Origin of the sequence: Geobacter sp. (assembly GCF_030834625.1) — a bacterium.
In the GTDB taxonomy this organism is placed as follows: Bacteria; Desulfobacterota; Desulfuromonadia; order Geobacterales; family Geobacteraceae; genus Geobacter.
In genome coordinates, this window is sequence record NZ_JAUQXO010000089.1 from 31,618 (window position 1) to 54,033 (window position 22,416).

Here is a 22,416-nt window from a genome sequence, read left to right on the forward strand (position 1 = left end):
TCAGCTCTCCCGCAGGTTGACCACGACACGTCCCGTGATCCCCCCGTGGAGAATGGCCTGGATCATCACCTCGAGTCCCGTCAGGGTGCACTCGGTCACCATATCGGCCAGGCGAGCGGGCTTCCAGCCGGCGGCCAGCCGCTGCCAGACCTCCTCGCGGGTATCCCGGGGGCACTGGACCGAATCGATCCCCAGGAGGCTCACCCCCCTCAGGATGAAGGGATAGACGTTCACCGGCAGCTCCGGCGAACCCACGAGCCCACAGCAGGTGACCGTGCCGCCGTACCTGGTGCTCTTCAGCACCGCCGCCAGGGTTGCACCGCCGACCACATCCACGGCCCCGGCCCAACGCTCGGCCAGGAGCGTTTTCTCCGCCCCGGCTACCACCTCGTCACGTCCGATCACAGCGACAGCGCCGAGCTCCTTGAGGAAATCCTCGTCGGCCTCCTTGCCGGTGGATGCCACAACCCGGTAGCCGGCGACGGCAAGGATCGAGACCGCGATGCTCCCCACCCCGCCGGTGGCGCCGGTGACAAGGATATCGCCATCGCCCGGCTTCACCCCGGCCCGCTCCAGCTTCAGCACCGACAGGGCCGCCGTGAACCCGGCGGTCCCCAGCGCCATCCCCTCCCGCAGGGTGAGCCCCTCCGGGAGCCTCACTGCCCAGGCCGACGGAATGCGGATGTACTGCCCCCAGCCGCCGTCGGTCTCCATCCCCAGGTCATAGCCGGTGACGATGACCTTTTCCCCCAGGGCGAAGGGGCCCCCCTCGCACGAAACAACCTCCCCTGCCGCATCAATTCCCGGTGTATGGGGAAACTGCCGCGTCACCCCTGGATGCCCCGTGGCAGAGAGGGCATCCTTGTAGTTAAGGGACGAGTAGTGGACCCGCACCACCAGGTCGCCGGTTGGCAGGTCGTCCATGCTCCGCTCCCGGATCTCCCGCACGAACTGCTTGTCGGGGGTCTTCTCCACCACCAGCGCCTTGAATTTCGTCACGTTTTCCATGCACACCCTCCTCGTCCAGCGAATTAGACTGGTCGTCTAGTAATCAAAAAAAATTCCCTACACTTTCCGGAGCACCGTCGCAAAAAGGGTTACGATAAAATCCCGCAGGGGCTGGGGCGATTTCATCACCTTGGCCCGGAGGACAGCCCCTTCCCAACCGGAGAGGATGAACCCCGCCACCACGGACAGATCAAGCTCCGGCGCCAGTTCCCCTGCCCCCTGGGCCTCCCGCAGGCAGGCGGCGTACCGCTCCTTCCACGAGCTGAAGATCTCTTCGAGCCGCGCCCGGAACCGCTCATTCTGATCGGCCAGTTCCTGCCCCAGGTTGCCGATGAGGCACCCCCTGGTGCACTGGTTCTGCTCCAGCCGCGCCAGACCGCTCTCCAGCAGGTTGCGGATCCGGTTCAGCGGCGTCACCTCCTCGTCGTTCAGGAAGGTGTCGAGCCGCTGGTCGTAGCGATCGGCAAAGTGGTCGATCACCGCCAGGCCGAACTCCTCCTTGCTCTTGAAATAATAGTAGAAGGAGCCCTTGGGGACCCCCGCTTCCCGGAGTATAGCGTCGATTCCGGTGGCGTTGAATCCCTGGCGGCCGATGAGGTCGGTGCCGATGCGGATTATCGTTGCGCGGGTTTCGTTCTTGTCCATGGGAGAAATTATTAGACCGGTCGTCTACAAAGTCAAGCATCTTTTCGCAAGCGTAACAGTTCGCCCCGTTTACAGGCATAACAGTTGAGCACCATCGCAATCTGTAACGGTAACAATTATTATTTTGTGCAACTGTTATTCTTGTCCGTGATCGGCGATACTGACAACCATCACAGACCGCCCGCTCAGGGGAAAATGCCTGCGGAGAGGAGAAATCGCCATGGAACTGCGTCTACCCAGGAACGAAACGGTAGCCATCGAGGGGAGCCCCCAGGGGCTCGTGCTCTGTTGCCGGGAGGGGATTGTCTGGCTCACCCAGGAGGGGGATGACCGCGACCGGTTCCTGAAGCCGGGGGAGATGTTCTGCTTTGCCCACGGCGGCAAGGCGGTGCTGGAGGGGTATCGGGACGCCCTGGTCACCATCGCCAGGGGGAAGCACGGCGCATCCACCGCCCCGGCGGGGCGGCAAGAGGCATCACCGGACTTTGAAGCCGGCATCCGTCTCGTGTATCATGGGGGCGACCAGTGAAGGAAATAACCATCTCTCCCCTGACGACACCCCTCCAGGAGACAACAATGCCCGGAACGCCGGACCACGCAGCGCGGGAGGCCCGCGCGGGAGTAACCTACGGTCTCGCGGCCTACCTCCTCTGGGGGTTCTTCCCCATCTACTTCAAGGCCCTGGCAGGGGTGGCGCCCCTGGAGGTCCTCTCCCACCGGATCGCCTGGTCGGTGGCGACCCTTGCCCTTATCCTGACCGTGGCCCGGCGGTGGGAGGGGGTCCGGACGGCCTTCAGCCAGCCGCGCACCCTCATGACCCTCTGCGCCACCACGCTCCTCATCGCCGTCAACTGGCTGGTCTTCATCTACGCCGTCGGCGCCGGCAAGGTGCTCCAGTCGAGCCTCGGCTACTTCATCAACCCGCTGGTCTCCGCGCTCCTCGGCGTCGTGTTCCTGCGGGAGCGCCTGAGCCCCAAGCAGAAGACAAGCTTCGTTCTGGCCGCCGCCGGCGTAGTCCTCCTGACGGTCAGCCACGGCGAACTCCCCTGGATCGCCCTCTCCCTCGCCGTCTCCTTCGGTCTCTACGGCCTCCTGCGCAAGCAGGCCCCCGTGGACTCCCTGGCAGGGCTCACCGTGGAAACCCTCCTCCTCTTCCCCCTGGCCGTGGGCTATCTCGGCTGGCTGGCCCATGGCGGCAGGAGCGCCTTCATCTCGGGACCGGCGCACCTCACCGTGCTCCTGGCCTGCGCCGGGGTCATCACCTCCGTTCCCCTCATCTGGTTCGCGGCGGCCGCCAAGCGGCTTCGGCTCGCCACCGTGGGGCTCATGCAGTACGTGGTGCCGACGCTCCACTTCCTTCTGGCGGTCTTCGCCTTCGGCGAACCCTTCACCGGCGCCCACCTGGCAAGCTTCGCCCTCATCTGGGCCGGGCTTTTCCTCTATACCTGGGACGCGGCGAGGCTGATGCTCGGGGCTAGAACTTGACCCTGAACCCCATCAGCGCATTGTGACTCTCGAGCTTCATCCTGGTTGACGTCACCGGGCCTTCGTCGAAGGTGGCCTCTGAGGTGCCGAAGTAACGGTACCCCAGGTCGAGGGAGAGGATCGGGTTGAGAGCTATCTCCACCCCGGCCCCCACCTGGTAAGCGAAAACGGTGTCGTCACCCTCGTCGTAGAGAATGACACGATCACCTCCGCTGTTAATTCCCGTGGTATCGTTCAAATTCAGCACGGCAAAGCCGATGCCGCCCCCCACGTAGGGGGTGATGGGGGTATCGTTGTGCAGATCGAAAAAGGCATTGGCCATGAACGCCAGCGTCCCGACATCACCGTCCACGCTGCGGAATCGCTCATTGTTTAAAGTGTCGGTGATCGCCCCGATCTCCCCGTGCCGGTAAGAAATCTCCCCCTCCAGACGGAACAACCCGTAATCGTACCCGGCGGTTCCTCCCGCGGCGATACCGGGGTCGAACTCCACCCGGTCGTCGAACTCCTCATTAATGACGAAATCGGTGCTGGAGACGTCGGCGTCCCGGGGGAAGTTCACCCCGAGAAATCCGGAAAAATACCCCCCCGGCCGTGCGGGCGCAGCCTGGCTCATGGATGGAATCCCCCAGATGGCGACGGCGGCAAGGGCTATTAAAATTCGTTTCATGGTGATCCTCCTTGGATAGTGATGCCCGTTCTTAATCGAGTATAACGCACCTGGAGGTCTGCGGTTTACTTCTGGAGCAAAATGTAACCCGCCCCTTTCAGACGACCTTTCCCGCCAGCCAGTAGCAGAACATCCCCGCCACCACCGTGAGACCGAGGGAACGGCTTTTGAGGGCGACGACAAAGGTAGGGAGCGCGGCGATCAGCTCCGGGCGTCCCAGTTCGAACGCACGGGTCTCGCCGGCAAAAAGGCCGGGGGCAAGGAGGGCGCCGAGGATCGCGGCCGGGATCAGGTCGAGCCAGTCGGCCAGCCACGGGGGAATCCGGCGGTTGGAGAGTGCAACGAGGGGGAGCATGCGGGGGAGATAGGTGGCAAGCGCCATGCCGACGATGATGGCCAGGTAGGTCCGGAAATCCATCAGAGCGCCCCCCTGGCGGAGCGGCTCCGGCGCAGGGCATAGCCCGCCGTGGCTGCGACAACCGCGGCAATGACGATGTGGGAGTTGCCGGGGATCGTCACGTAAAGGGCCGTGGCCACAAGTCCCGAAAAGGCGGCGACGATGGCATAGAACCGACTCCGCAACTGGAAGACGAGAAGGCAGATGAACATGGCGGTGAGGGCGTAGTCGATACCAAAGGCCCCGGCGGGGATGAAATCTCCCACCCAGGCCCCGGCCACGGTGCTCACGATCCAGGTGAGGTTGGCCGCGTGGTTCACCACCAGGGCCCGCCACCGATCCCAGCCGCCGGCGCGGAACTTCGCCATGTTGACCGCGAAGCTCTCGTCGGTGACCCCATAGGCGAACAGGGCCAGGAACCGGCGGCTAACCCCCTTCAGGGGCAACGCCAGGGCCGAGCTCATGAGGGCGTGCCGCAGGTTCACCATGAAAGTGGTTGCCACGATGGCCACCAGGGTGGCCCCGGACTTGATCATCGCCACCGCGATGAATTGGGAGCCGCCGGCAAAGACCAGCGTCGACATGAGCGCCGTCTCCAGGGGGCCGAGCCCCGCCTTCTGGGCCAGCACACCGAGGGCAAGGCCGATGGGGATATACCCCAGGCAGATGGGCCAGGCGGTGCCAAGGCCGTCCCGCAGGATTCCCCTGTTTCGTTCAGCTGTTCGGTCTGCCATCAACCCGCCAATGCTGTAAACCGGTCAGAGGATTCGATCGCTTATGCCTTCTTGACAAATTCCGATTTCAACTGCATGGCGCCAATGCCGTCAATCTTGCAGTCGATATCATGGTCTCCTTCGACGAGACGGATATTCCTTGCCTTGGTTCCCACCTTCACCACCGCAGATGAGCCCTTTACCTTCAGGTCTTTGATCACGGTAACCGAGTCTCCGTCATTGAGCACATTCCCATAGGCATCACGCACCACACGGTTGTTATCCGCGCTCTCCGCTGCCGCATCTTTCTCCCATTCATGGGCGCATTCCGGACAGACATACATGGTTCCGTCCTCGTACGTGTATTCTGAACTGCATTTCGGACAGTTAGGTAAAGTGCTCATGGTGCATCCTTTCGTGATTGGTTGAGGGACATAGTGGGGTCCGGCTTCCAATATGTCAAGTCGCTTCCTGCGCAGTTTTCCCGTTCAATTCCATACCTCTCTGCTCTTTTCAGCGGGATGGGATTTTCACTGCAGTGACGGCGCAACCTGCCGATAAGAATAAAGTAAAACCATTCTGATCAAGAAAAGTCGGAGGAGGCCATGGGCTTTTTATTAAATCTCTATCTTCACCTGACGATACGCACGCGGATTCTCCTGCTCTGCGTCTGCTACAGCTTCTGCATCATCATGGCCGTCGTGGCGGGGCGCATGTTATCGACGGCACAGGCCATCGCATCCACGACCGTTTTCGTGCTGCTCGGGATCGTGTTCAGCGCCCTGCTCTACTGGACGCTCAACGATGCGCTCAAGCGCATCGTGGGCTACTTGACCACATTGACCGACGGCGACCTGACGCATCCGATTGCACCCAAGCGCAACAACGAAATCAGCAGCATCATCCGCTCCATCGGCAACCTTCAGACAACCATCCGCGCGATCATCGCCCAGATATCGCAGACGTCGGAAGAGGTTGCCATGGCGTCGCGGCAGCTTCAGGCCAACGCCGACCAGATTGCCACGGGGACGGACACTGTCGCCTCCCAGACCAATACGGTAGCCGTGGCCAGTGAAGAGATGGCCGCCACGTCAGGCGACATCGCCACCAGTTGCATGAGCGCCGCGGAAAACTCCAGCCGGGCCAGCAACGCCGCCCGGTCGGGGGCCGACGTTGTCCGTCAATCCACCGATTGCATGGAGCGTATCGCCAGCCGGGTCAAGGTTGCAGCCAGAACCGTCGAGGAACTGGGCTCCCGGTCCGACCAGATCGGACAGATCATTGGGACAATCCAGGACATTGCCGATCAGACAAACCTGCTGGCCCTGAACGCCGCCATCGAAGCCGCCCGGGCAGGGGAGCAGGGGCGAGGATTCGCCGTCGTGGCCGACGAAGTCCGGGCCCTCGCGGAGCGCACCACCCGCGCCACCCGCGAAACCGGCGAGATGATCAAGGCCATTCAGAATGAGACGCGGGGGGCCGTTTCGGCAATCGATGAGGGGGTAGCAGAGGTCGAGAAGGGAACCAAATACTCGGACAAGTCGGGCCAGTCCCTGGAACAGATCCTCCAGCAGATCAACGACGTCACCATGCAGATCAACCAGATCGCCACCGCCGCCGAGCAGCAGACCGCCACGACCGGAGAGATATCCTCCAACATCCAGCAGATTACCGCCATAGTCCAGCAGACTGCCCGGGGGGCCACGGAAACAGCCACTGCGGCGGCCACGCTTTCACGGCAGTCAGAGGAGCTTCAGCGCCTGGTCGGGCAGTTCAGGCTGTGATTTTTTCGGTAACTGGCAGTGCCTGTCGGGGAAAATCTCCGTCCCAAATCTACCAAAATTGAATTGACGGCACCTAAATTCGGGTGGTATTCTTACTCCTCGCAAAAACCAACGCTATCCTCTCATCTATTCTCTCCTCTATCCTCAGATAATAATCGACTAACGACCTTATTCTTCGGGAAGGCATAAACAGCTGGGGCGCCAGAGAATCGCGACATGAGATTCGCCGTCAATACCATACAGTGGAACCTTGACCACGAAGTGGACGACACGACCGAGATGGAGCTTTTCTCGAGCTTTGACCGTGTCTTTGAGATGGACGGGGAGATCGTCTCGGGAGGCCAGTTCTGCGAGACCATCAGAGTAGTTGCCGGCGGCCGCGACTATTACGTCAAACGCTATCGAGCGCAGGGCAAGCACCGGTGGAAGGCCTTAGGCCGGAGCAGACCCATCACCGAATACCGCAACCTTACCTATTTCTCACGGATGGACATTCCAGTGCCACGGATTGTCGGGTACGGAAGCCAGAGCATGCTGGGGTTGTTTCGCCGGGGCGCAATCATCACCGAAGGGGTCCACCAGGCGACCGACCTTCAGACTCTGATTCGCACGCAACCCGCTCTGTTCCACAATCGACCATGGCTGCTTCAGGTACTGCGATCGCTGGCTGACTACGTGCGACGCATCCACGAGGATGGCTTCACTCATGGCGATCTGAAGTGGCGGAATATCCTGGCCACTACGACGGAAACACCCCGCGTCTTTTTTATTGACTGTCCAAGCGGCAGCCGCAAGCTGCCTCTAAGGCATAGGCATTTTCTCGTAAAGGATCTTGCGAGCCTGGATCGATTGGCGGCCCAGCACCTCTCTCGAACAACACGTCTGCGTTTCTACCTCTGGTACCGCAACCAGACTCACCTGACGAACAAAGACAAAGAACTGATTGCCAAAGTACTATCTATTGGAGGATGACCTACCTTGAACAGCGATAAACCTGTGGCCGACGAAACCAAAACCACTCAATCCATGAATGACCACCCCCTTGCTTCCCTTCTGCCACTGCTTGCCTGCCCCGAATGCCGGGGGGATCTGGCCCGCCAGGGAGCCGGACTAACCTGTCAGATGTGCTCGCGCAGCTATGAGGTAGCTGATGGGATCCCCTTGCTGGCCCAAGCAGGTTCAAGTGAGCTGTGGGGCGTCGAATCCGACAGTCAGTCAAGCACTGCCTATCAGGAGCAATTTCTGGATGTGAGTATCGGGGAACGGTATCAGCAGAGGTATGAACGCCGGTGGACCAAGCGCTGCGTGACGCGTCGGGAGATTAGCCGTATCGAACAGTTACTGGTATCCCAGCCCCGCTGCCACCGACTGCTCGACATCCCCTGTGGCGGCGGTCGGGTCAGTGGTCCATTGGCGAAAGCAACCGACCTTCTTCTCCAGGCCGACCTCAGCCTGAGCCAGGTTCTTACGGCACGGCAGACAATGGGTTCCCAGGGGAATTTTGCCTGGTTTACGGCTTCCGCGTTCTTGATCCCTCTGAAGCAAGGCACCGTTGATGGCATCCTCTGCAACCGACTGACACATCACCTTTCAGGCGTTGAACAGGAGCGTCTGATCGGCGAGCTCCTTCGCGTATCGAAGCGCTTCGTAATCCTGTCCTACTACGATCACGATTCATTCAAGAGTCGCGGGCGCCGCCTCCGCGGCAAAAATCCCGGGCACACCCTCCGACGCTCGGACCTTGACACAATGGCGAAGCGTCACGGGGCGTCCGTCGCGATGGATGTACCTCTTTGGTTCGAAGGCTCCCGCCTTCGCTATGCCCTCCTTCTAAAGAACCTCGACTGATCAATCTACGGAACGGCAGTGACGCCGGTTCAATTCCGGCAGCTGCCCCACGCGGGCCCATTCAAATTACAGCCTTCTGCCATGCTTCGATCACGCGGTTGCGCAGAGGAACGCTCCCCTCTTCCCGGTCCAGGTCCTTGAGGAAGCGATTCAAATCCTTTCGCGCGCGTGGGAAATTACAGCCGCCAGAAGCAGCGCTACCGTCAAGGTCGACCAAGCGGACGGTTTCCAAAGTTGGCTCGTTTGTCACCATGATGTTGTTCCATTTCAAATCACCGTGGAGCATCCCAACCCGGTGCATCGTGCCCAGCAGGGTACCGAAGAACTCTCCGAAACGAACCTTCTCCGTGTCAGTCAGTTGCTTCCAGCGTTCCAGCAGGGAGACGGCGTTCTCGACAAACTCCATGAGGATGTAGGAGCGCCCCAAAAGCCGAAAACGACGCTCCTCGAGACATAGAAGGGGTTCAGGAACGGGGATACCGCGAACAAGGTACTGCCAGGTAGCCAGCCAGGTGCGCACAGCTCTGGAGCGGCGGAAGGCGTTGCCGATACGGTAACCCCAGCCTCGGCAATTGTAACGCTTAAGCACATACCTGACGCCGGCAATCTCCACCACTCCGACATGGGAGCGGCTGCCGGGCTTGAGAATGTGAGAATGATCGAAGGCCTGGTCAGGGTCGGGGAGCAAGAACGCCAGAGCGGCCTCGGCGGCGGGGGTACGCTGCCGCAGGATTAGAAGGCCTTGGCGCTCTTCCCGAACGAATCTGGCATTGCTGCCAAGTGCCTGCCGCGCCTCCCGGTGCCAATTGCGGACGTCAGAATCTATACGTAATCTCACTGGCGATCCTGTTTATCTCTCTGTCATCACCGGCGATATTCCCCAGGTTTTTGACCCTTCCATACTCATACGATGCCTTCAGCTCTAACTCCTTCGTCAGTCTTATCCCGGCATTCAAACCGAACTCATCCTTTTTCTCCCGGACACTCCCGGAAAGGTTGTGCTCCTCCCGGTCATAAAAAAGGGAAATCCGCCCGGATCGTTCCGGAATAAGATACGATGCCTCGACAAAGACGTCCCGCGAATCGGTCCCCATGTGATGGCCGATGATTCTTCCTTTGTAGGTATAGCCCTGCCCGTAAATGTGGTGGTTATACCAGACGTTCGGGGATCCGCTTACGTGGTTGGTGGCGAATTCGGCGCGCAGGTCGACCCGCTCAAGGCCCGCCACTCTCGGCAGATAGATCCCGGCCAGGTAAGCCCACTTGTATGGCAGGCCCCCGGCCTCATCCTCACCTGCTGCCTCCATGTACATTTGGACTGGCTGCCAGGGGAAGGGAAGGGTCAGTTTTACATCATATCCCGCCCGCTGATCTCCCGATTCGCTCGGGTCGTTTTCCCCTTCTCCGCTAAAGCTCTTCAGCCATGTCTCCAGGTCCGCCCGCCGTCCCTCTCCACCCAGGAGGGCGGTCCTCCCCAGCCCGATCTCAAGGAAGGGGTGGGGTTTCAGGGTGAGGCGCATCCCCCACAAATACGGCTCAGAAACGGGTACCCTCCCCGCCACTCCCTTCGGATTATCCTCCAGTTGGGAGACGAAGAAGGCAAATTGAACTGGGCCAAGATACTCGAACACCCAAGGAAGAAGGACGGGCTGCGGATTGGTGAGCTTCACCATCTTCAGCGGTTCCGGGTGGTTAGAGAGAAGAAGCGATCCGTGATACCCCGGGCCCCACCACTGCGAATCCTTGCCAGCAATCAGATCCAGCCCCAGTGCGTGGAGAACCCCGTAGGCTTTGAGTGCGATGAGTTCCGTAGTGTCATCTGAATACCTGAATTCCGGATTAAGATAGAGGGCGAGCCAGTCGAATTCTGCCCGTGATGCAAAACCGAGTCGTACATTGGCCCCTTTTTCGAACCGGTCACCATCGTTGTTGTAGTCCAGAACCTGAATATCCGAATCGGAGTATGAAAATTTGCCATAGATGTTATCTGCTGGTTTAACGAATTGCTTATCGTCAAGATCATCCCTGAACCTCTCTTTCAATGTATCGATCAGAGGTTGAACCACCTCGCTTTTTCTTCCGGAATAGCCCTCGGCTTCCTGCAGGAGACGAGTAATTTCCTTGCGGCTCAGGGGTTTTGTCGTCAGTGCCCCACTCTTCAAAATTCCTTCCGCCTCCAGGCGGGAAAGGGTGTAATAAATATCATCACCAACATCGACATAGGTTGAAGCCAGAGCGGATGGAACAATGGCTACTATGGCGAAGGTGACTATTGCATATCTCAAAAGCATTATCGTTTCTCCTTCTGTAGGATTTACACGCGAAAAAATTCATCCGAGTATACCCATAACATTAATTAATTCAAGCAAGGAAGAGTGCTTGGGGGGCAGGAGGAATTTCGGGTAGAGTCCTCCTTCCGATGATGCCCTGACCATGAACGGGACAAAAGCCGTTGTCAAGAGCTGCGTGCTCCCTTCTCACGGGGAAATGCCGGCATTGCCTTTCCAGCCATCACCCGATACACTTGTCCACTGAAACCGCCATGGTATCAGAAGCAATCACCCGGAACAGGACAAAGATGGCAATTTACCCCCCCCTCCACGCCTCAACAACCCCCTCCCGGCAAATCCCCCTCTGGCCGCTCCTCATCCGGCAGGGGCTGGTGGCTGCAGTGCTCCTCTGGCTTCTGTTCGGAGGCGCGGCCCCCCTCCGTGCCGAGGAACCGGTGGAAGTGGTGGTGGAAGGGGTGGAGGGAGAGGCTCTGCAAAACGTGGAGAAGGCCCTCGCCCTTCCCCACGGCCTCGTGCGGGACGGGAAGATCGACAGCCAGTGGCTGGAGCGCTTCGCGGGCCAAGCCCAGGAGCGGGTGAAGGGGGCCCTGGAGCCTTACGGCTACTACCGGGCGCGGGTCACCACTTCCCTGGAGGAACCCGCCGAAGGGAACTACCTCCTCAGGGCCACCATCGACCCCGGCAAGCCCGTGACGATTGCCGAGGTGCAGGTGACCCTGACCGGCGCAGGGGACACCAACACGACCCTGACGGAGCTTGCCGGCCAATTCCCGCTCCAGACCGGCAACATCCTCATCCAGCCTGACTACGAGGAGGCCAAGGGGGTCCTCCGGTCCAAGGCCCAGGCCCTCGGTTACCTGGACGCAGATTTCACAACCCGCGAGATCCGCATTAACCCCGACCGGACCGAGGCCCGCATCAGGCTCGTCCTCGACACGGGTCCCCTCTACCGCTTCGGCGATGTCACCATCACCGGGGCGCCCCGCTATCCCGACGCCTTTCTCCGTCGCCACGTCACCATCACCCCGGGCCGCCCCTTCTCCTACTCAAAGATGGGTGAAACCCAGCTCAACTTCGCCAACACCGAGCGTTTCACCGAGGTGATCATCACCCCCGATCGGGAGCGGGCCCTCGACAACCGGGTGCCGGTGACCATCACCCTCAAGCCCGGCCCGACCCAGCGACTGCGGCCAGGGATCGGCTACGGCACCGACACCGGCGTACGGGGCTCCCTCACCTATCGCCACCTGAACGTCCTGGACCTGGGCCACGAGTTCCACTCCCAACTCTACCTCTCGGAGCGCCTCCAGGGGATCGCTGCCAGCTACGTGATCCCCTCCCCCCGGGACACCAGGACCTACTCCGCGCTGCAGCTCAACCTCCAGCGGGAGGATGTGAGCACCTACGTCAGCCGCCTGGTGGCCCTTGAAGGAAGCGTGAACCGGAGCATGGGGAGGGGAAAGCTCGGCACCGCCTTCCTGAGGGTCCATCAGGAGAGCTTCACCGTGGGCGACGAAGACTCCAGCTCCCTACTGGTCCTCCCCGGCCTTCGCTACTCAGAGCACCGTTTCGACAATCTGGTCCGCCCCACCCGGGGGTACCGCTTCATGGTGGAGGGAAGCGGCACCCACCAGCTTCTGGGGTCCGATACGGGGCTCATCCAGCTGCGGGCCGAGGGGAGTGCCATCGTTCCGCTGCCGTGGCGCCTCTCCCTCCTCACCCGGGTCGCCGGAGGCCTCACCTTCCTCAACGATCCCCTGGCAGATCTGCCGGTGTCGCTGCGGTTCTTCGCCGGTGGCGACCGGAGCGTGAGGGGCTATTCCTACAAATCCCTCGGCCCCCGGGACGACTCGGGGGATGTGGTCGGTGGCCGGAACCTTCTGGAGGGGAGCGTGGAACTCCGGCGAGCCCTCTTCACCAACTGGGGGGTTTCTCTCTTCTACGACGCGGGGAACGCCTTCAACGACCTGGCAAAAATCCACCTCTACCAGGGCGCGGGGTTCGGCATCCACTACTATACCCTGGTGGGAGCCATCAACCTCTACGTGGCCCGGCAGATCAACGAGGACGATCCGGCAATCCGCGTCCACCTCACCATAGGGTTTGAGCTGTGAAACGGGCCATTGCCTATCTTCTCATGATTCTGCTCCTGGCCGCCGTGGTCGCCGGGGTCGTCGCCGGCCGCTGGCTCCTGGGGACGCCGGAGGGGGCCCGTCGGCTTCTGTCGGCAGTGTCGCGCTTCACCCCCCTCACGATCACCGCACATACGGTTGAGGGGAGCGCGGGGAGGGATCTGCGCCTCGGGGGAGTCCGCCTGACATGGTCCGAGGGGTATCTGGAGGCGGAACGGCTCCGGCTCCGGTGGCAGCCCCTTCTCCTCCTCTCCGGAATCGTGGCGGTGGCGGAGCTCTCCCTGGACCGGGTCATGATCCAGGACAACGCCCCCCCGAGCATCACCGCCCCGGACCTTGCCTGGCCCACCGTCACCGGCATCGCGGCCCGCATCGACGGCTACGTGGACACCCTGGGGATCACTGGGCTCCGCTACCGGAGCCGGACAGGGCCGACCCAGGATCTGGGGAACCTGTCCGCCATAGTCACCTGGCACGACCGGACCCTTACGGTCGGCAGACTATCCGTAAAAAGCCCGACCGGCACCATAACCGGCCACGTGGTGGCGGGCTTCGAACGGCCGGTCATCCGGGCCGACCTCACCGCTGCCATGGCTGACGCGGTCGCCGGGTTCCATCACTTCACCCTGGCGACACGGCTGACGCCGGCCCGTTCCCCCGAGCAGATGGCGGGCCCCCTCTCCCTCACCGCCTCAGGGGGGGAAAAGCGGTCCGCAACGCTGACAGGAGAGGTGGGAATGACCCGCACGGGGTTCACCCTCCGCGCTGTCCGCCTCGCCGAAGCGGGGAGGCGCGGCACCGTCACCGCCGACGGAACCATCACCCTCACGGCCGGCGACCCCGTGGCAGACCTGCGGGCCAGACTCGACTCCCTCGACCTGGCCCCGGAGACGGAGACCGCCACGGACCTCTCCGGCACCGTGGTCCTCGCCGGAACCTGGCGGGACTACCGGGGGCACTTCGACCTGGCCAATACCGGCAAAGGGTGGCGGGCCGCACGGCTGGCCGCTACCCTGGCAGGTACCGACAGGGGAATGGCGCTCTCCTCCCTGGCCGGGGACCTCCTGGGTGGGCGAGTAAACGGGGCACTGAACCTGGGGTGGAGCAAAGGGTTCGCCCTTGCCGGCTCCCTGCAGGGGCGAGGCCTCGACCCGGGGCGGATCACCCCCGACTGGAACGGCGCGGTGAACCTGGACCTCACCGGGGACGCCCGCTGGACCGGCACCCTTCTTCCCACGGGGGGGGTGAATCTCACCCTGCGGGAGAGCCGCCTGCGGGGGCACCCCCTCACCGGCGCCCTGGACGCCCGCTCCGACGGCAACGACCTGCAGATCAACCAGCTGGCCCTCCACGGCAGGGGGTTCGACCTGGACGCCCACGGTGCGCTCCAGGAGAGGATCAGCTTCAAAGCCGCCGTCACCGACCTGGGGGCGCTCGTCCCCGACACCCGCGGACGCCTCGCCCTCGAAGGATGGACCCGCTACCACAATGACCGGCTGGGCGGAAGTATCGCAGGCACCGGGAAGGAGCTGGGCACCGGCGACACGGCCATTGCCTCCACGGAGTTCACGGCAAGCCTCGCCAATGATGCAACGGGGACCCTCAACGCCCGCGTCCGCCTGGCGGGGGTCGCCGCCGGACAGTTCCGGGCCGACACCGCCACCATCTCCGCCACCGGCACCCTCCCCCGGCACACCATTGACGGGGAGCTTCGCTCCGGCGCGCACTCCGCTGCCGCAACCCTCGCCGGCGGCTACGCCGACGGCAGCTGGCGGGGGCGGATCACCCGCCTCACGGCCAACGACCCCGTGGGGCCGTTGCGCCTGATCGCCCCGGCAGAGCTGGCCGTCACCCCCAACGCCATTACTCTTTCCCCCCTCGTTCTTGCCGGCACCGGAGGCGAGCGGCTGGAACTGGCGGCGAATCTGGCCCGCGACACGCTGCAGGGAACCGTCCGGGGCACCTGGCAGGAGCTGGACCTGGCCCACGCAGCCCCCTGGCTCCCCCGGGAGTTTCATCTTGCGGGACGTCTCTCGGGGAACGCGACGGCACACCTTCTGCCGGGTGACCGCATGGACCTCGCGGGGCGCGGAAGCCTCGCCTCGGGCGCCTTCCGGTGGACCGGAGCCGAAGGAGGGATGACCGCATCCGGCGCCCGTGCGGAGTTTTCCGTCACCTGGCGTGGGGGGCTCGCGGCAGGCGCCCGGCCCCAGGCCGATGACCGGCTGGCATTCACCGGCAGCGCCGCGGCCCAGGCTGCGGTTACGGCAGGGGGCCAGGAGATTGCTGTCCCGAAACTGTCCCTCGCCCTCCAGGGGGGGCCGGAAGGGATGGAGGCGCGGCTCGACCTGGGAAGTGCCGGCGGAGGGACGCTGCAGGCCCGCTTCTCCTCCCGCGGCCCGGCCCGCCTCGCCATCCCCGACCGGGGAGAGTTCACCGCCTCGTGGCAGGGGCTCGATCTGGCCCTGGCCCGCCCGTGGCTCCCTGAAACCCTCACCCTTACGGGACGCCTCGCCGGTGAGGCTGCGGGGAGCCTCCTTCCTGACGCCCGCATCGATGCCCGGGGAACGGCGGCCATCGGCCAGGGAAGCGTCCGCTGGCACGACGGGGAGCGAGAGTACACGGCCCGGCTGCGGCAGGCCGACACCTCCTGGAGCTGGCGCGACACTGCCCTGGCGGGCACTCTCTCCCTGACCCTCGCCGAATACGGGCAGGCCAAGGGAACCTTCCAGCTCCCCCTCCCCGCCCGGCTCCCGACAACCCTCTCCCCCCAGGGGCCGCTCCGCGCCACCCTGGCGGGAGAGTTCCGCGAACAGGGGATTCTCACCGCCCTCTTCCCGGGGCTCGTCCAGGAAAGCCACGGCTCGCTCCGGCTCGATCTCGCCCTCGACGGCACGTGGCAGACGCCCCGGCTCGGCGGCACCTTCGCCCTGGCCGATGCCGGCGCCTACCTCCCCCCGGCGGGCATCCGCCTCGACGGGGTTGCCATGAACGGCCGGCTCGCCGGCAACGAGATTACCATTGAATCCCTCAGGGCCACGTCGGGCCCCGGATCTCTCACCGCCACCGCCGTGATCACGCTCGACCAGTGGCGTGTTGCCCATTACCGGGGCACCGTGACCGGCGAACGGTTCCAGACAGTCAACGTCCCCGAGCTCCAGATGCTTGCCACCCCGAAGCTCACCTTCGAGGGGACTCCCGCCAAGGTGGCGGTCCGGGGCCAGCTCCTCGTCCCCGAGCTCCTGGTCACCGCGGCGGGAACCGGCGGCCCCTCCCAGGCGAGCCCCGACGTAATTCTCGAGGGTGCGCCTCCTCCCGTCGAGACTCAGTTTCCCCTGGCCCTCGACATCCGGGTCGGGGTGACGCTCGGCGACCGGGTGATCGTCAAGACGGCGGGAATCGACGCCCAGCTCGGAGGGAACGTGGACCTGGCGATCCTCGGCCCCGACAGGGTCACGAGCACCGGCGCCATCAGGGTAATCAAGGGGTACTACAGCACCTACGGGGTGAAGCTGGAGATCGTGCGGGGAAGGGTGTTCTACGCAGGGGGGCCCATCAACCGGCCAACACTCGATTTTCTGGCATTGCGCACCGAAGGGGACGTGAAGGCAGGGGTGACGGTGAGCGGAACCCCGGACCAGCCGGTAGTCAAGCTTTACTCGGAGCCGGCAATGCCCGACACGGAGATCCTCTCCTACATTGTCCTGGGCCGCCCCCTGAGTGCGGGGCAGGGAGAGACCAGCCTCCTGATGCAGGCGGCGGGAGCGCTCCTGTCGGCGGGACAGTCGGTGTCCCTTCAGGATCAGTTGAAACAGCGGGTGGGAATTGACGTGCTCGACGTCTCCGCGGCGAAAGGGACGTCCTACGGGGGGTACCGGAAGATTGACGTCACCCCCGGCGATGCTGCGTCGACGGCGGCAACGGCGGGGATCGGCGAAACGATGGTCACGGTGGGGAAATATCTGACTCCCGATCTCTACCTGAGCTACGGGAGGTCACTCTTCAGCGAGCGGAACCAGGTGGTCCTGCGCTACCGGCTTACGAAGCGGCTGGAGATCGAAACCCAGGCCGGCGCCGAGCTGGGGGCGGACATTACCTACCGGATCGACTTCGACTAGTACCCTGTAGTCCCCCCCTCCCTTGACGGGAGGGGGTTAGGGGGTGGGTGAAGGTACAAACTGTTGAGTTGTAATGGCAACTTCCCCCCCACCCTAACCCTCCCCCGCCAGGGGGGAGGGAACTCTTTAGTTAAGCGATGATGTAAGGTTTACAAGCACTAGCCTGCAAAGGGCCTGCTCAGCGTCAACCCGCAACGGTAAAGAAGAACGTTGCACCCTTCCCCGGCTCGCTCTCGGCCCAGACCCGCCCACCGTGGCGCTCGATGATCCGCTGGACCGTGGCCAGGCCGATGCCGGTCCCCTCGTAACCCTCGGCCGCGTGGAGGCGATGGAAGGGGAGGAAGAGTTTGTCCGCGTACTCCATGTCGAACCCCACCCCGTTGTCCCCCACGAAAAAGATCTGCTCGCCCCCTTCGGCGCGGGAACCCACCTCGATGCGGGCAGCGGGATTGCGGGAGGTGAACTTCCACGCATTATGGATGATGTTCGACAGGGCAGCCCCCAGCAGGGACGGATCGCCGGTTGCCCGGAGTCCCGGCTCGATGACGAACTCCACCTTTCGCTCAGGGTGGCTCCGGGTCAGGTCGTCGGCAATCTCCCGGACCAGGGTGGTCAGATCCACCGGGACCCGGCGCAGTTCGTCCCGGTTCACGCGGGACAGCTCCAGCAGATCGTCGATCAGCTCACCCATGCGGTTGGCGGCGCCGGCGATCCGCTGGATGCATTCCCTGCCGCTCTCGTCGAGCCGCTCGGCGTAATCCTCCTGGAGTATCGAGCTGAACCCGTGGATCCCCCTCAAGGGGGTGCGGAGATCGTGGGACACCGTATAGCAGAAGGTCTCCATCTCCCTCACCGATTGCTGCAGCTCCTCGGTCCGCTCACCCACCCGCTGCTCCAGTTCCACATTGAGCCGCTGGATCTGCTCCTCTGTCTTCTTGCGCGCGGTGACGTCCCTGACAAGCTCTATGCCGGCAACGATCTCGCCGCTGGCATCCCGCAGCGGTGAGGCGGAAATCTCCACAAACTCTGCCGGGCGCCCCGGAAGGTTCCTGCGCTCCTGCGTGTGGACCTTGCCGTCCGCGAAGCAGCGGACCACGGGACAGTCATCGCAGGCGTGGTCGTATTTGCGGTAGACCTCGTAGCATAATTTCCCCACATGGTTGCCGCCGGTCATCCTCTGGTGTTCGTCGTTCTGGTACAGGACCCGGAAGTTCCGGTCCTGGATACTGAGACCCTCACCAAGGGCAGCGATGATGGCGTCGGCCTTTTCCCGCTCATCCTCCGCCCGCGTAACGGCGGTACGCAACGATTCCTGCTTTTCCCTGAGAGCGCCCATCATGGTGTTGAAGGCGGTGGCAAGGGTGCCGATCTCGTCGCGGGACTCCACCGGCACCGGCTCCTGCCCCTCGGACCCGGCAGTCAGTGCCTTGATATGCCCGGTGAGGCGGGAGAGGGGTGCAATCAGGCGATGCATGGCATACCAGCTCACCAGGAGCATCAGGATGAGCCCCAGCACCATGGCGCTCACGAAATACGCCCTCGCCCGATAGAGGGAGGCATAGGCCTCGTCAAGGGGATAGATTGTCCCCAGAATCCAGTCGACGGCATGAAGGTGCCTGTAGGAAGCAAGGACCGGAACCCCCCTGGTGTTCATTGTCTCTCCGCTCCCCTCGAAACCGGCTACTGCCCGGTCGAAGAGCGGATTGAGCCCCGCCTGGACCTGCTTCATGATGAGCGACGTGTCCGGGTGTATGAGCCGTGTCCGGTTCCCGTCGGCCAATACCGCATAGCCGCTCTTGCCGATGGACACGCGCCCGAGGTCCGTCAGGAAATTCTCTTTCAGCAGATCGATATGGCCGGCCAGGATGGCGGTCATGCGGCCGCTGGCGTCGAACAGCGGAAACGTCAGCATGACCGCCGGATGGCCCGGGGAATAGGTGGAAACGTAAGGGGTGCTGATCTGGGGCTTTCCGGTCGCAACTGTCTTCTTGAAATAGTCCCGGAAGGAATAATCATTACCCCGGATTTCGAGCTTTGGGGGACTTTCAATGAGCAGCTTCCCCTCGGGAGAGAAAACGAAAAGGGCATCGAACAGCAGATGCAGGGTGGTCTTGTCGTCAAGGGCCCGCTGGAGCGTCTCCTCATTCCCGAGCACCTCCTGCGTCAGTTTTGGGGCAAATGCCTGAAGCGATTTCTGGGCAAAGAGGAGTTTGTTGTCCAGGTCACTGGCAAGGGAAGAGAGGAGCGACTCCTGGTGGGTGAAAATGCTTTCCTTGAATTTCTGCTGGAAATAGGCGAGGGCAAAAAAACCGGTCACCGAGCCGAAGCAGAGGAACAGGAGGGCAACCCCAAGAGCCATGCGGGATTTAAGACTGAACTGCGTCATGAATTGCCCCTGCCGTTGAGTTCGGTGGCACCGCTATATTCCGCCGCGCCAGGAAGGCGGCCACCTCGGGGAAACGAGGTATTCCCCGTTGAGCCCCCACTTGACGGCACTTCATGGCCGCCAGGGCCGACGCGAAGATGACCGTCTCCCGCACGCGCCACCCCTGGAGAATGCCGTAGCCGTAGCCGCCGTGGAAGACGTCGCCTGCCCCGGTGGTGTCCACCGCTTCCACCCCAAAGGCGGGGACAATGAACGGCTCCCCCCCCTCCCAGGTGAGGCTCCCCCCGGCGCCGAGGGTCACGGTGACCACCGGCGCGCCGAGACCGGCGGAGAGCGCCCTGAAATGCCCCGACGTGCGATCCCACCCCAGGTCGAGGAAGAACTGCTCCGCAGCCACCACGTAATCGCACTGCCGGGCGATGTCGAGCATGCCAGGCCTCATCCGCCCCGCATCCACCATGACCGGGATGCCGGAGCGCCGCGCCCTGCGGGCGGCATGGAGCGACGCGTCGGCCATGAGCCCGTCCAGGAGAAGGAGGGAACTTCCGGCAAGGAAGGCATCCGGCACCTCTCGGGGCTCAAGCGGCTCGCCGGCGGGACGCCGCCAGACGATGGTCCGTCGGCCGCTCCCTCGCTCGATCATGATGAATGCCCGCTGGGATTCTCCTCCGCGCCTGGCGACCAGAAAGGCTCCGTCCACCCCTTCGGAGTCGAGGGCCTGGCGGATTCGCCTGCCGGCGTCGTCATCCCCCACCACCCCTGCGAAGCGGCAGGCAACCCCGAGCCGCGCCAGGGCCACCAGCGCCGTGGCAGTGGGTCCGCCGGCCTGCTCCTCCCAGGCTACGGCTTCTGCCTTGCTGTCGGGGGACGGGTAGGCATCCACCACCGCGAGGGTATCCCAGCAGCACTGCCCCAGCCCGGAAACGGTCATCCCGCGCTCCGCACGAGCTCCGCCAACTCCTCCAGGCTTTCCACGGCGATGTCGGTCAGCTCCGGCCAGCGGAAGCTGCGGCTCCGGTCCACATGGACGGTGGCGGCGCCGGAGGCCCGGCCGCTCTGGAGATCGAAGAGGTAATCCCCCACCATCACCATCGACCCGCCCGTGGCCCCCCACCGGGTGGAGAGGATGGCAAGGCCGTGGGGGTCCGGTTTCGGCAGGGCATCGTGGCGCCCCAGGACATAGTCCGGCGCAAAGCGCCCCCCGACACCGATGGTTTCCAGCACCCGCAAGGCGATCCCCTTGGTGTTGCGGGTGACGATGCCGAGGCTTTTCCCCCGCCGGTGGAGCGTCTCCACGAGCCGCACCGCACCTGCCGCCGGCTCGGCCCGGGCCGCCAGCTCATCCTCGATCTCGTCGAGCCTGCGGTGGAGCCGCCGTGAGTCACTCTCGGGAAGTGAATCGATGTGCCCCAGGATGTCGGCCCCGTCAGGGATGCCGAGGTCGGCCCGGATGGCCGCAAAATCATGCACCGGCACAGTCAGGGTGCCATCCAGGTCAAAAACCCAGTGGGGCCGCGTCATTATCTCCGCAACACTGGCGATGCACGTGCGATGCTCCATCGTCTCTCCTTCCAGCACCACCTGGCGCTCTACCAATCCATAGTAACAAACAACGGCATGAAAAAAGAAGGCGGAAAACAGGTATAATTTAGCACAATCTGTGCCGGGAAGGAGGAAGCCATGCCGTTCAAGGGAAAGGTGCCGTTGTCACCGGAGGCAGGCTTCGTCGCCGACGCAAATTCATGGTGGACGGGGGGATAACCAGGAAGATGATCTACGCGTAGGGTGGTTCAGATTTCCACGATCCTGCCGCCGGGAAGGAGCCGGAACAGGTTGCCCCGCCAGTGGACGCGGTCCCCCGCGAACGACAGGGCCCACGTGGCGAAGGCGAGAGCGTCCCGCAGTGGGAGGAGCCAGAGCCAGCGGGGGAAGATGCCGTCCTTCACGTAGCTCCGGCTGAAGATCAGGACCACGGCGGCGCGGACCAGGTAGAGGAGGAAGACAGCCCCCCACCCGGCGCCGGAAAATCCGGAAGCGGCCAGCGCGAGGCACGCCAGGGGAAAAGGCTGAGTGATGCCGGAACCGAGGTAGCCGCCGGGACGCGAAACCCTCATGGTGCGTGACCAGCGGAGCTGGCGGGAGAGGACCGTGGCCAGATCCTCCCGGTGCATGACGCTCTCCACGAAGCAGTCGGATAGTTCCAGCCGCCACCCCGCCCGGTGGACCATGTTGCCGAGCTGGTAATCGTCGGCCAGATAATCCGCCAGGGCCTCGAATCCGCCGATCCCCACCAGGGCCTCACGCCGAACCGCCATGGACGTACCCAGGGCAAAGGAGAGCCCCTCCAGCTTCATGGCCACCATGACGTTGGGGATCATCTCCACGGTGAATCCCATGGCCTCCAGGGCCGTGGACGCGCCCCGCACGCCGGAACTGCGGTAGAGGGAGGTGACAAGCCCCACCTGCGGGTCCGCAAAGGGGGCCGCCACCTCCCGGAGGTAGTCGGGGGAAACCCGGATGTCGCTGTCGCAGACGATGATGAGATCGTGCTTCGCCCTGGGGAAGACGTTGATCAGGTTCGAAACCTTGTGGTTGGGGCCGTGGAGGGTGGCATCCACCACCAGTTCCATGTCTCTGGCGGGAAACTCCGCCATGAGCCGCCGGATGACGGGAATCACCGGGTCGGCGGCATCGGCGACGGCAAAGACGATCTGCCAGGGGGCGGGATACTCCTGGCGGCAGAAGGAGGCGAAGTTGTCGAAACTCCCGGCGTCCATCCCCTTGACCGGCTTGAGGATCGAGATGGGGGGCGTGTGCCCCGGTGCGGGGCGCCTGCGGCCGAAGTACGACCGGGCACAGGCCAGGGCCATGAGTCCGTAGGCAAGGGGCGGGAGGACACAGATGAACGGGAACACGGTGGCAAGCATGACGGGGGAGAC

At 63.4% G+C, this 22,416-nt stretch carries 19 protein-coding genes; 7 read left to right on the top strand and 12 right to left on the bottom strand.

All coding sequences use genetic code 11. The features are described 5' to 3' along the window. Together RCH91_RS20525 and RCH91_RS20530 are read right to left on the bottom strand one after the other, a co-directional pair. Nucleotides 1–1,008, bottom strand: coding sequence for an oxidoreductase (locus RCH91_RS20525; protein WP_306537196.1), 1,008 nt, complete (start codon nt 1,006–1,008; stop codon nt 1–3). A gap of 57 nt (nt 1,009–1,065) precedes the next feature. Beyond that, a complete protein-coding gene (locus RCH91_RS20530) occupies nt 1,066–1,653 on the bottom strand; it encodes a TetR/AcrR family transcriptional regulator (protein WP_306537198.1) in 588 nt (195 codons plus the stop codon). A 220-nt stretch (nt 1,654–1,873) separates the two neighbouring features. Here RCH91_RS20530 and RCH91_RS20535 point away from each other — a divergent pair, with 220 nt between their 5' ends. Then, nucleotides 1,874–2,182, top strand: a complete 309-nt coding sequence (locus RCH91_RS20535; protein WP_306537201.1) for a DUF2917 domain-containing protein — start codon at nt 1,874–1,876, stop codon at nt 2,180–2,182. A 47-nt stretch (nt 2,183–2,229) separates the two neighbouring features. Next, nucleotides 2,230–3,138 (top strand): EamA family transporter RarD, encoded by a 909-nt coding sequence (gene rarD, locus RCH91_RS20540; protein WP_306537203.1) that lies wholly within the window; start codon nt 2,230–2,232, stop codon nt 3,136–3,138. Here the strand turns inward: rarD and RCH91_RS20545 are convergent. The 4 genes from RCH91_RS20545 to RCH91_RS20560 all read right to left on the bottom strand — a co-directional run bounded on the left by RCH91_RS20545 (nt 3,128) and on the right by RCH91_RS20560 (nt 5,322). Continuing rightward, nucleotides 3,128–3,808, bottom strand: coding sequence for an outer membrane protein (locus RCH91_RS20545; RefSeq protein WP_306537204.1), 681 nt, complete (start codon nt 3,806–3,808; stop codon nt 3,128–3,130). The genes rarD and RCH91_RS20545 overlap by 11 nt on opposite strands. A gap of 97 nt (nt 3,809–3,905) precedes the next feature. Further along, complete coding sequence (locus tag RCH91_RS20550; protein ID WP_306537206.1) at nt 3,906–4,226, bottom strand: AzlD domain-containing protein; 321 nt, start codon at nt 4,224–4,226, stop codon at nt 3,906–3,908. Then, a complete protein-coding gene (locus tag RCH91_RS20555; RefSeq protein WP_306537208.1) occupies nt 4,226–4,939 on the bottom strand; it encodes an AzlC family ABC transporter permease in 714 nt (237 codons plus the stop codon). The genes RCH91_RS20550 and RCH91_RS20555 overlap by 1 nt, the downstream gene beginning before the upstream one ends. Before the next feature lie 41 nt (nt 4,940–4,980). After that, nucleotides 4,981–5,322 carry a zinc ribbon domain-containing protein YjdM gene (locus RCH91_RS20560; protein ID WP_306537209.1) on the bottom strand — a complete coding sequence of 114 codons (342 nt, stop codon included), beginning with the start codon at nt 5,320–5,322 and terminating at the stop codon, nt 4,981–4,983. A 201-nt stretch (nt 5,323–5,523) separates the two neighbouring features. On the opposite strand from RCH91_RS20560, the gene RCH91_RS20565 reads away from it, so the two are divergent. The 3 genes from RCH91_RS20565 (at nt 5,524) to RCH91_RS20575 (ending at nt 8,550) form a co-directional block, all read left to right on the top strand. Next, nucleotides 5,524–6,702 (top strand): methyl-accepting chemotaxis protein, encoded by a 1,179-nt coding sequence (locus tag RCH91_RS20565; protein WP_306537210.1) that lies wholly within the window; start codon nt 5,524–5,526, stop codon nt 6,700–6,702. A 216-nt stretch (nt 6,703–6,918) separates the two neighbouring features. Further along, a complete protein-coding gene (locus RCH91_RS20570) occupies nt 6,919–7,674 on the top strand; it encodes a lipopolysaccharide kinase InaA family protein (protein WP_306537212.1) in 756 nt (251 codons plus the stop codon). A gap of 6 nt (nt 7,675–7,680) precedes the next feature. After that, entirely contained in the window at nt 7,681–8,550 is an 870-nt protein-coding gene (locus tag RCH91_RS20575) for a methyltransferase domain-containing protein (protein ID WP_306537214.1), read from the top strand. A gap of 61 nt (nt 8,551–8,611) precedes the next feature. Here the strand turns inward: RCH91_RS20575 and RCH91_RS20580 are convergent, their stop codons facing one another. Next, a complete protein-coding gene (locus RCH91_RS20580; RefSeq protein ID WP_306537216.1) occupies nt 8,612–9,388 on the bottom strand; it encodes a lipopolysaccharide kinase InaA family protein in 777 nt (258 codons plus the stop codon). Further along, nucleotides 9,366–10,841: a capsule assembly Wzi family protein gene (locus RCH91_RS20585; protein WP_306537218.1), complete on the bottom strand. Its 1,476-nt coding sequence runs from the start codon at nt 10,839–10,841 to the stop codon at nt 9,366–9,368. Before RCH91_RS20585 ends, RCH91_RS20580 begins: the two co-directional genes overlap by 23 nt. Before the next feature lie 287 nt (nt 10,842–11,128). Between RCH91_RS20585 and RCH91_RS20590 the strand changes: the two genes are divergently transcribed. Beyond that, nucleotides 11,129–12,955, top strand: a complete 1,827-nt coding sequence (locus tag RCH91_RS20590; RefSeq protein ID WP_306537220.1) for an autotransporter assembly complex family protein — start codon at nt 11,129–11,131, stop codon at nt 12,953–12,955. Beyond that, entirely contained in the window at nt 12,952–17,091 is a 4,140-nt protein-coding gene (locus RCH91_RS20595; RefSeq protein ID WP_306537222.1) for a translocation/assembly module TamB domain-containing protein, read from the top strand. The genes RCH91_RS20590 and RCH91_RS20595 overlap by 4 nt, the downstream gene beginning before the upstream one ends. Nucleotides 17,092–17,275: 184 nt before the next feature. On the opposite strand, the gene RCH91_RS20600 is transcribed toward RCH91_RS20595, so the two are convergent. The 4 genes from RCH91_RS20600 to hpnI all read right to left on the bottom strand — a co-directional run bounded on the left by RCH91_RS20600 (nt 17,276) and on the right by hpnI (nt 22,404). Next, nucleotides 17,276–19,477, bottom strand: coding sequence for an ATP-binding protein (locus RCH91_RS20600; protein ID WP_306537224.1), 2,202 nt, complete (start codon nt 19,475–19,477; stop codon nt 17,276–17,278). Beyond that, a complete protein-coding gene (locus RCH91_RS20605; RefSeq protein WP_306537226.1) occupies nt 19,458–20,408 on the bottom strand; it encodes a PfkB family carbohydrate kinase in 951 nt (316 codons plus the stop codon). Before RCH91_RS20605 ends, RCH91_RS20600 begins: the two co-directional genes overlap by 20 nt. Beyond that, nucleotides 20,405–21,037, bottom strand: coding sequence for an HAD family hydrolase (locus RCH91_RS20610; protein WP_306537227.1), 633 nt, complete (start codon nt 21,035–21,037; stop codon nt 20,405–20,407). The genes RCH91_RS20605 and RCH91_RS20610 overlap by 4 nt, the downstream gene beginning before the upstream one ends. A gap of 230 nt (nt 21,038–21,267) precedes the next feature. Further along, entirely contained in the window at nt 21,268–22,404 is a 1,137-nt protein-coding gene (gene hpnI, locus RCH91_RS20615) for a bacteriohopanetetrol glucosamine biosynthesis glycosyltransferase HpnI (protein WP_306537229.1), read from the bottom strand. Nucleotides 22,405–22,416: the final 12 nt, after the last annotated feature.

What these genes read in the sequence shown, in the direction of transcription:
- RCH91_RS20565 (WP_306537210.1), top strand. Translation starts at nt 5,524, where the DNA reads ATGGGCTTTTTATTAAATCTCTATCTTCACCTGACGATACGCACGCGG.
- RCH91_RS20585 (WP_306537218.1), bottom strand. Translation starts at nt 10,841, where the DNA reads ATGCTTTTGAGATATGCAATAGTCACCTTCGCCATAGTAGCCATTGTT.
- RCH91_RS20570 (WP_306537212.1), top strand. Translation starts at nt 6,919, where the DNA reads ATGAGATTCGCCGTCAATACCATACAGTGGAACCTTGACCACGAAGTG.
- RCH91_RS20525 (WP_306537196.1), bottom strand. Translation starts at nt 1,008, where the DNA reads ATGGAAAACGTGACGAAATTCAAGGCGCTGGTGGTGGAGAAGACCCCC.
- RCH91_RS20555 (WP_306537208.1), bottom strand. Translation starts at nt 4,939, where the DNA reads ATGGCAGACCGAACAGCTGAACGAAACAGGGGAATCCTGCGGGACGGC.
- RCH91_RS20600 (WP_306537224.1), bottom strand. Translation starts at nt 19,477, where the DNA reads ATGACGCAGTTCAGTCTTAAATCCCGCATGGCTCTTGGGGTTGCCCTC.
- hpnI (WP_306537229.1), bottom strand. Translation starts at nt 22,404, where the DNA reads ATGCTTGCCACCGTGTTCCCGTTCATCTGTGTCCTCCCGCCCCTTGCC.
- RCH91_RS20545 (WP_306537204.1), bottom strand. Translation starts at nt 3,808, where the DNA reads ATGAAACGAATTTTAATAGCCCTTGCCGCCGTCGCCATCTGGGGGATT.
- RCH91_RS20610 (WP_306537227.1), bottom strand. Translation starts at nt 21,037, where the DNA reads ATGGAGCATCGCACGTGCATCGCCAGTGTTGCGGAGATAATGACGCGG.
- RCH91_RS20560 (WP_306537209.1), bottom strand. Translation starts at nt 5,322, where the DNA reads ATGAGCACTTTACCTAACTGTCCGAAATGCAGTTCAGAATACACGTAC.
- RCH91_RS20535 (WP_306537201.1), top strand. Translation starts at nt 1,874, where the DNA reads ATGGAACTGCGTCTACCCAGGAACGAAACGGTAGCCATCGAGGGGAGC.
- RCH91_RS20605 (WP_306537226.1), bottom strand. Translation starts at nt 20,408, where the DNA reads ATGACCGTTTCCGGGCTGGGGCAGTGCTGCTGGGATACCCTCGCGGTG.
- rarD (WP_306537203.1), top strand. Translation starts at nt 2,230, where the DNA reads ATGCCCGGAACGCCGGACCACGCAGCGCGGGAGGCCCGCGCGGGAGTA.
- RCH91_RS20550 (WP_306537206.1), bottom strand. Translation starts at nt 4,226, where the DNA reads ATGGATTTCCGGACCTACCTGGCCATCATCGTCGGCATGGCGCTTGCC.
- RCH91_RS20590 (WP_306537220.1), top strand. Translation starts at nt 11,129, where the DNA reads ATGGCAATTTACCCCCCCCTCCACGCCTCAACAACCCCCTCCCGGCAA.
- RCH91_RS20530 (WP_306537198.1), bottom strand. Translation starts at nt 1,653, where the DNA reads ATGGACAAGAACGAAACCCGCGCAACGATAATCCGCATCGGCACCGAC.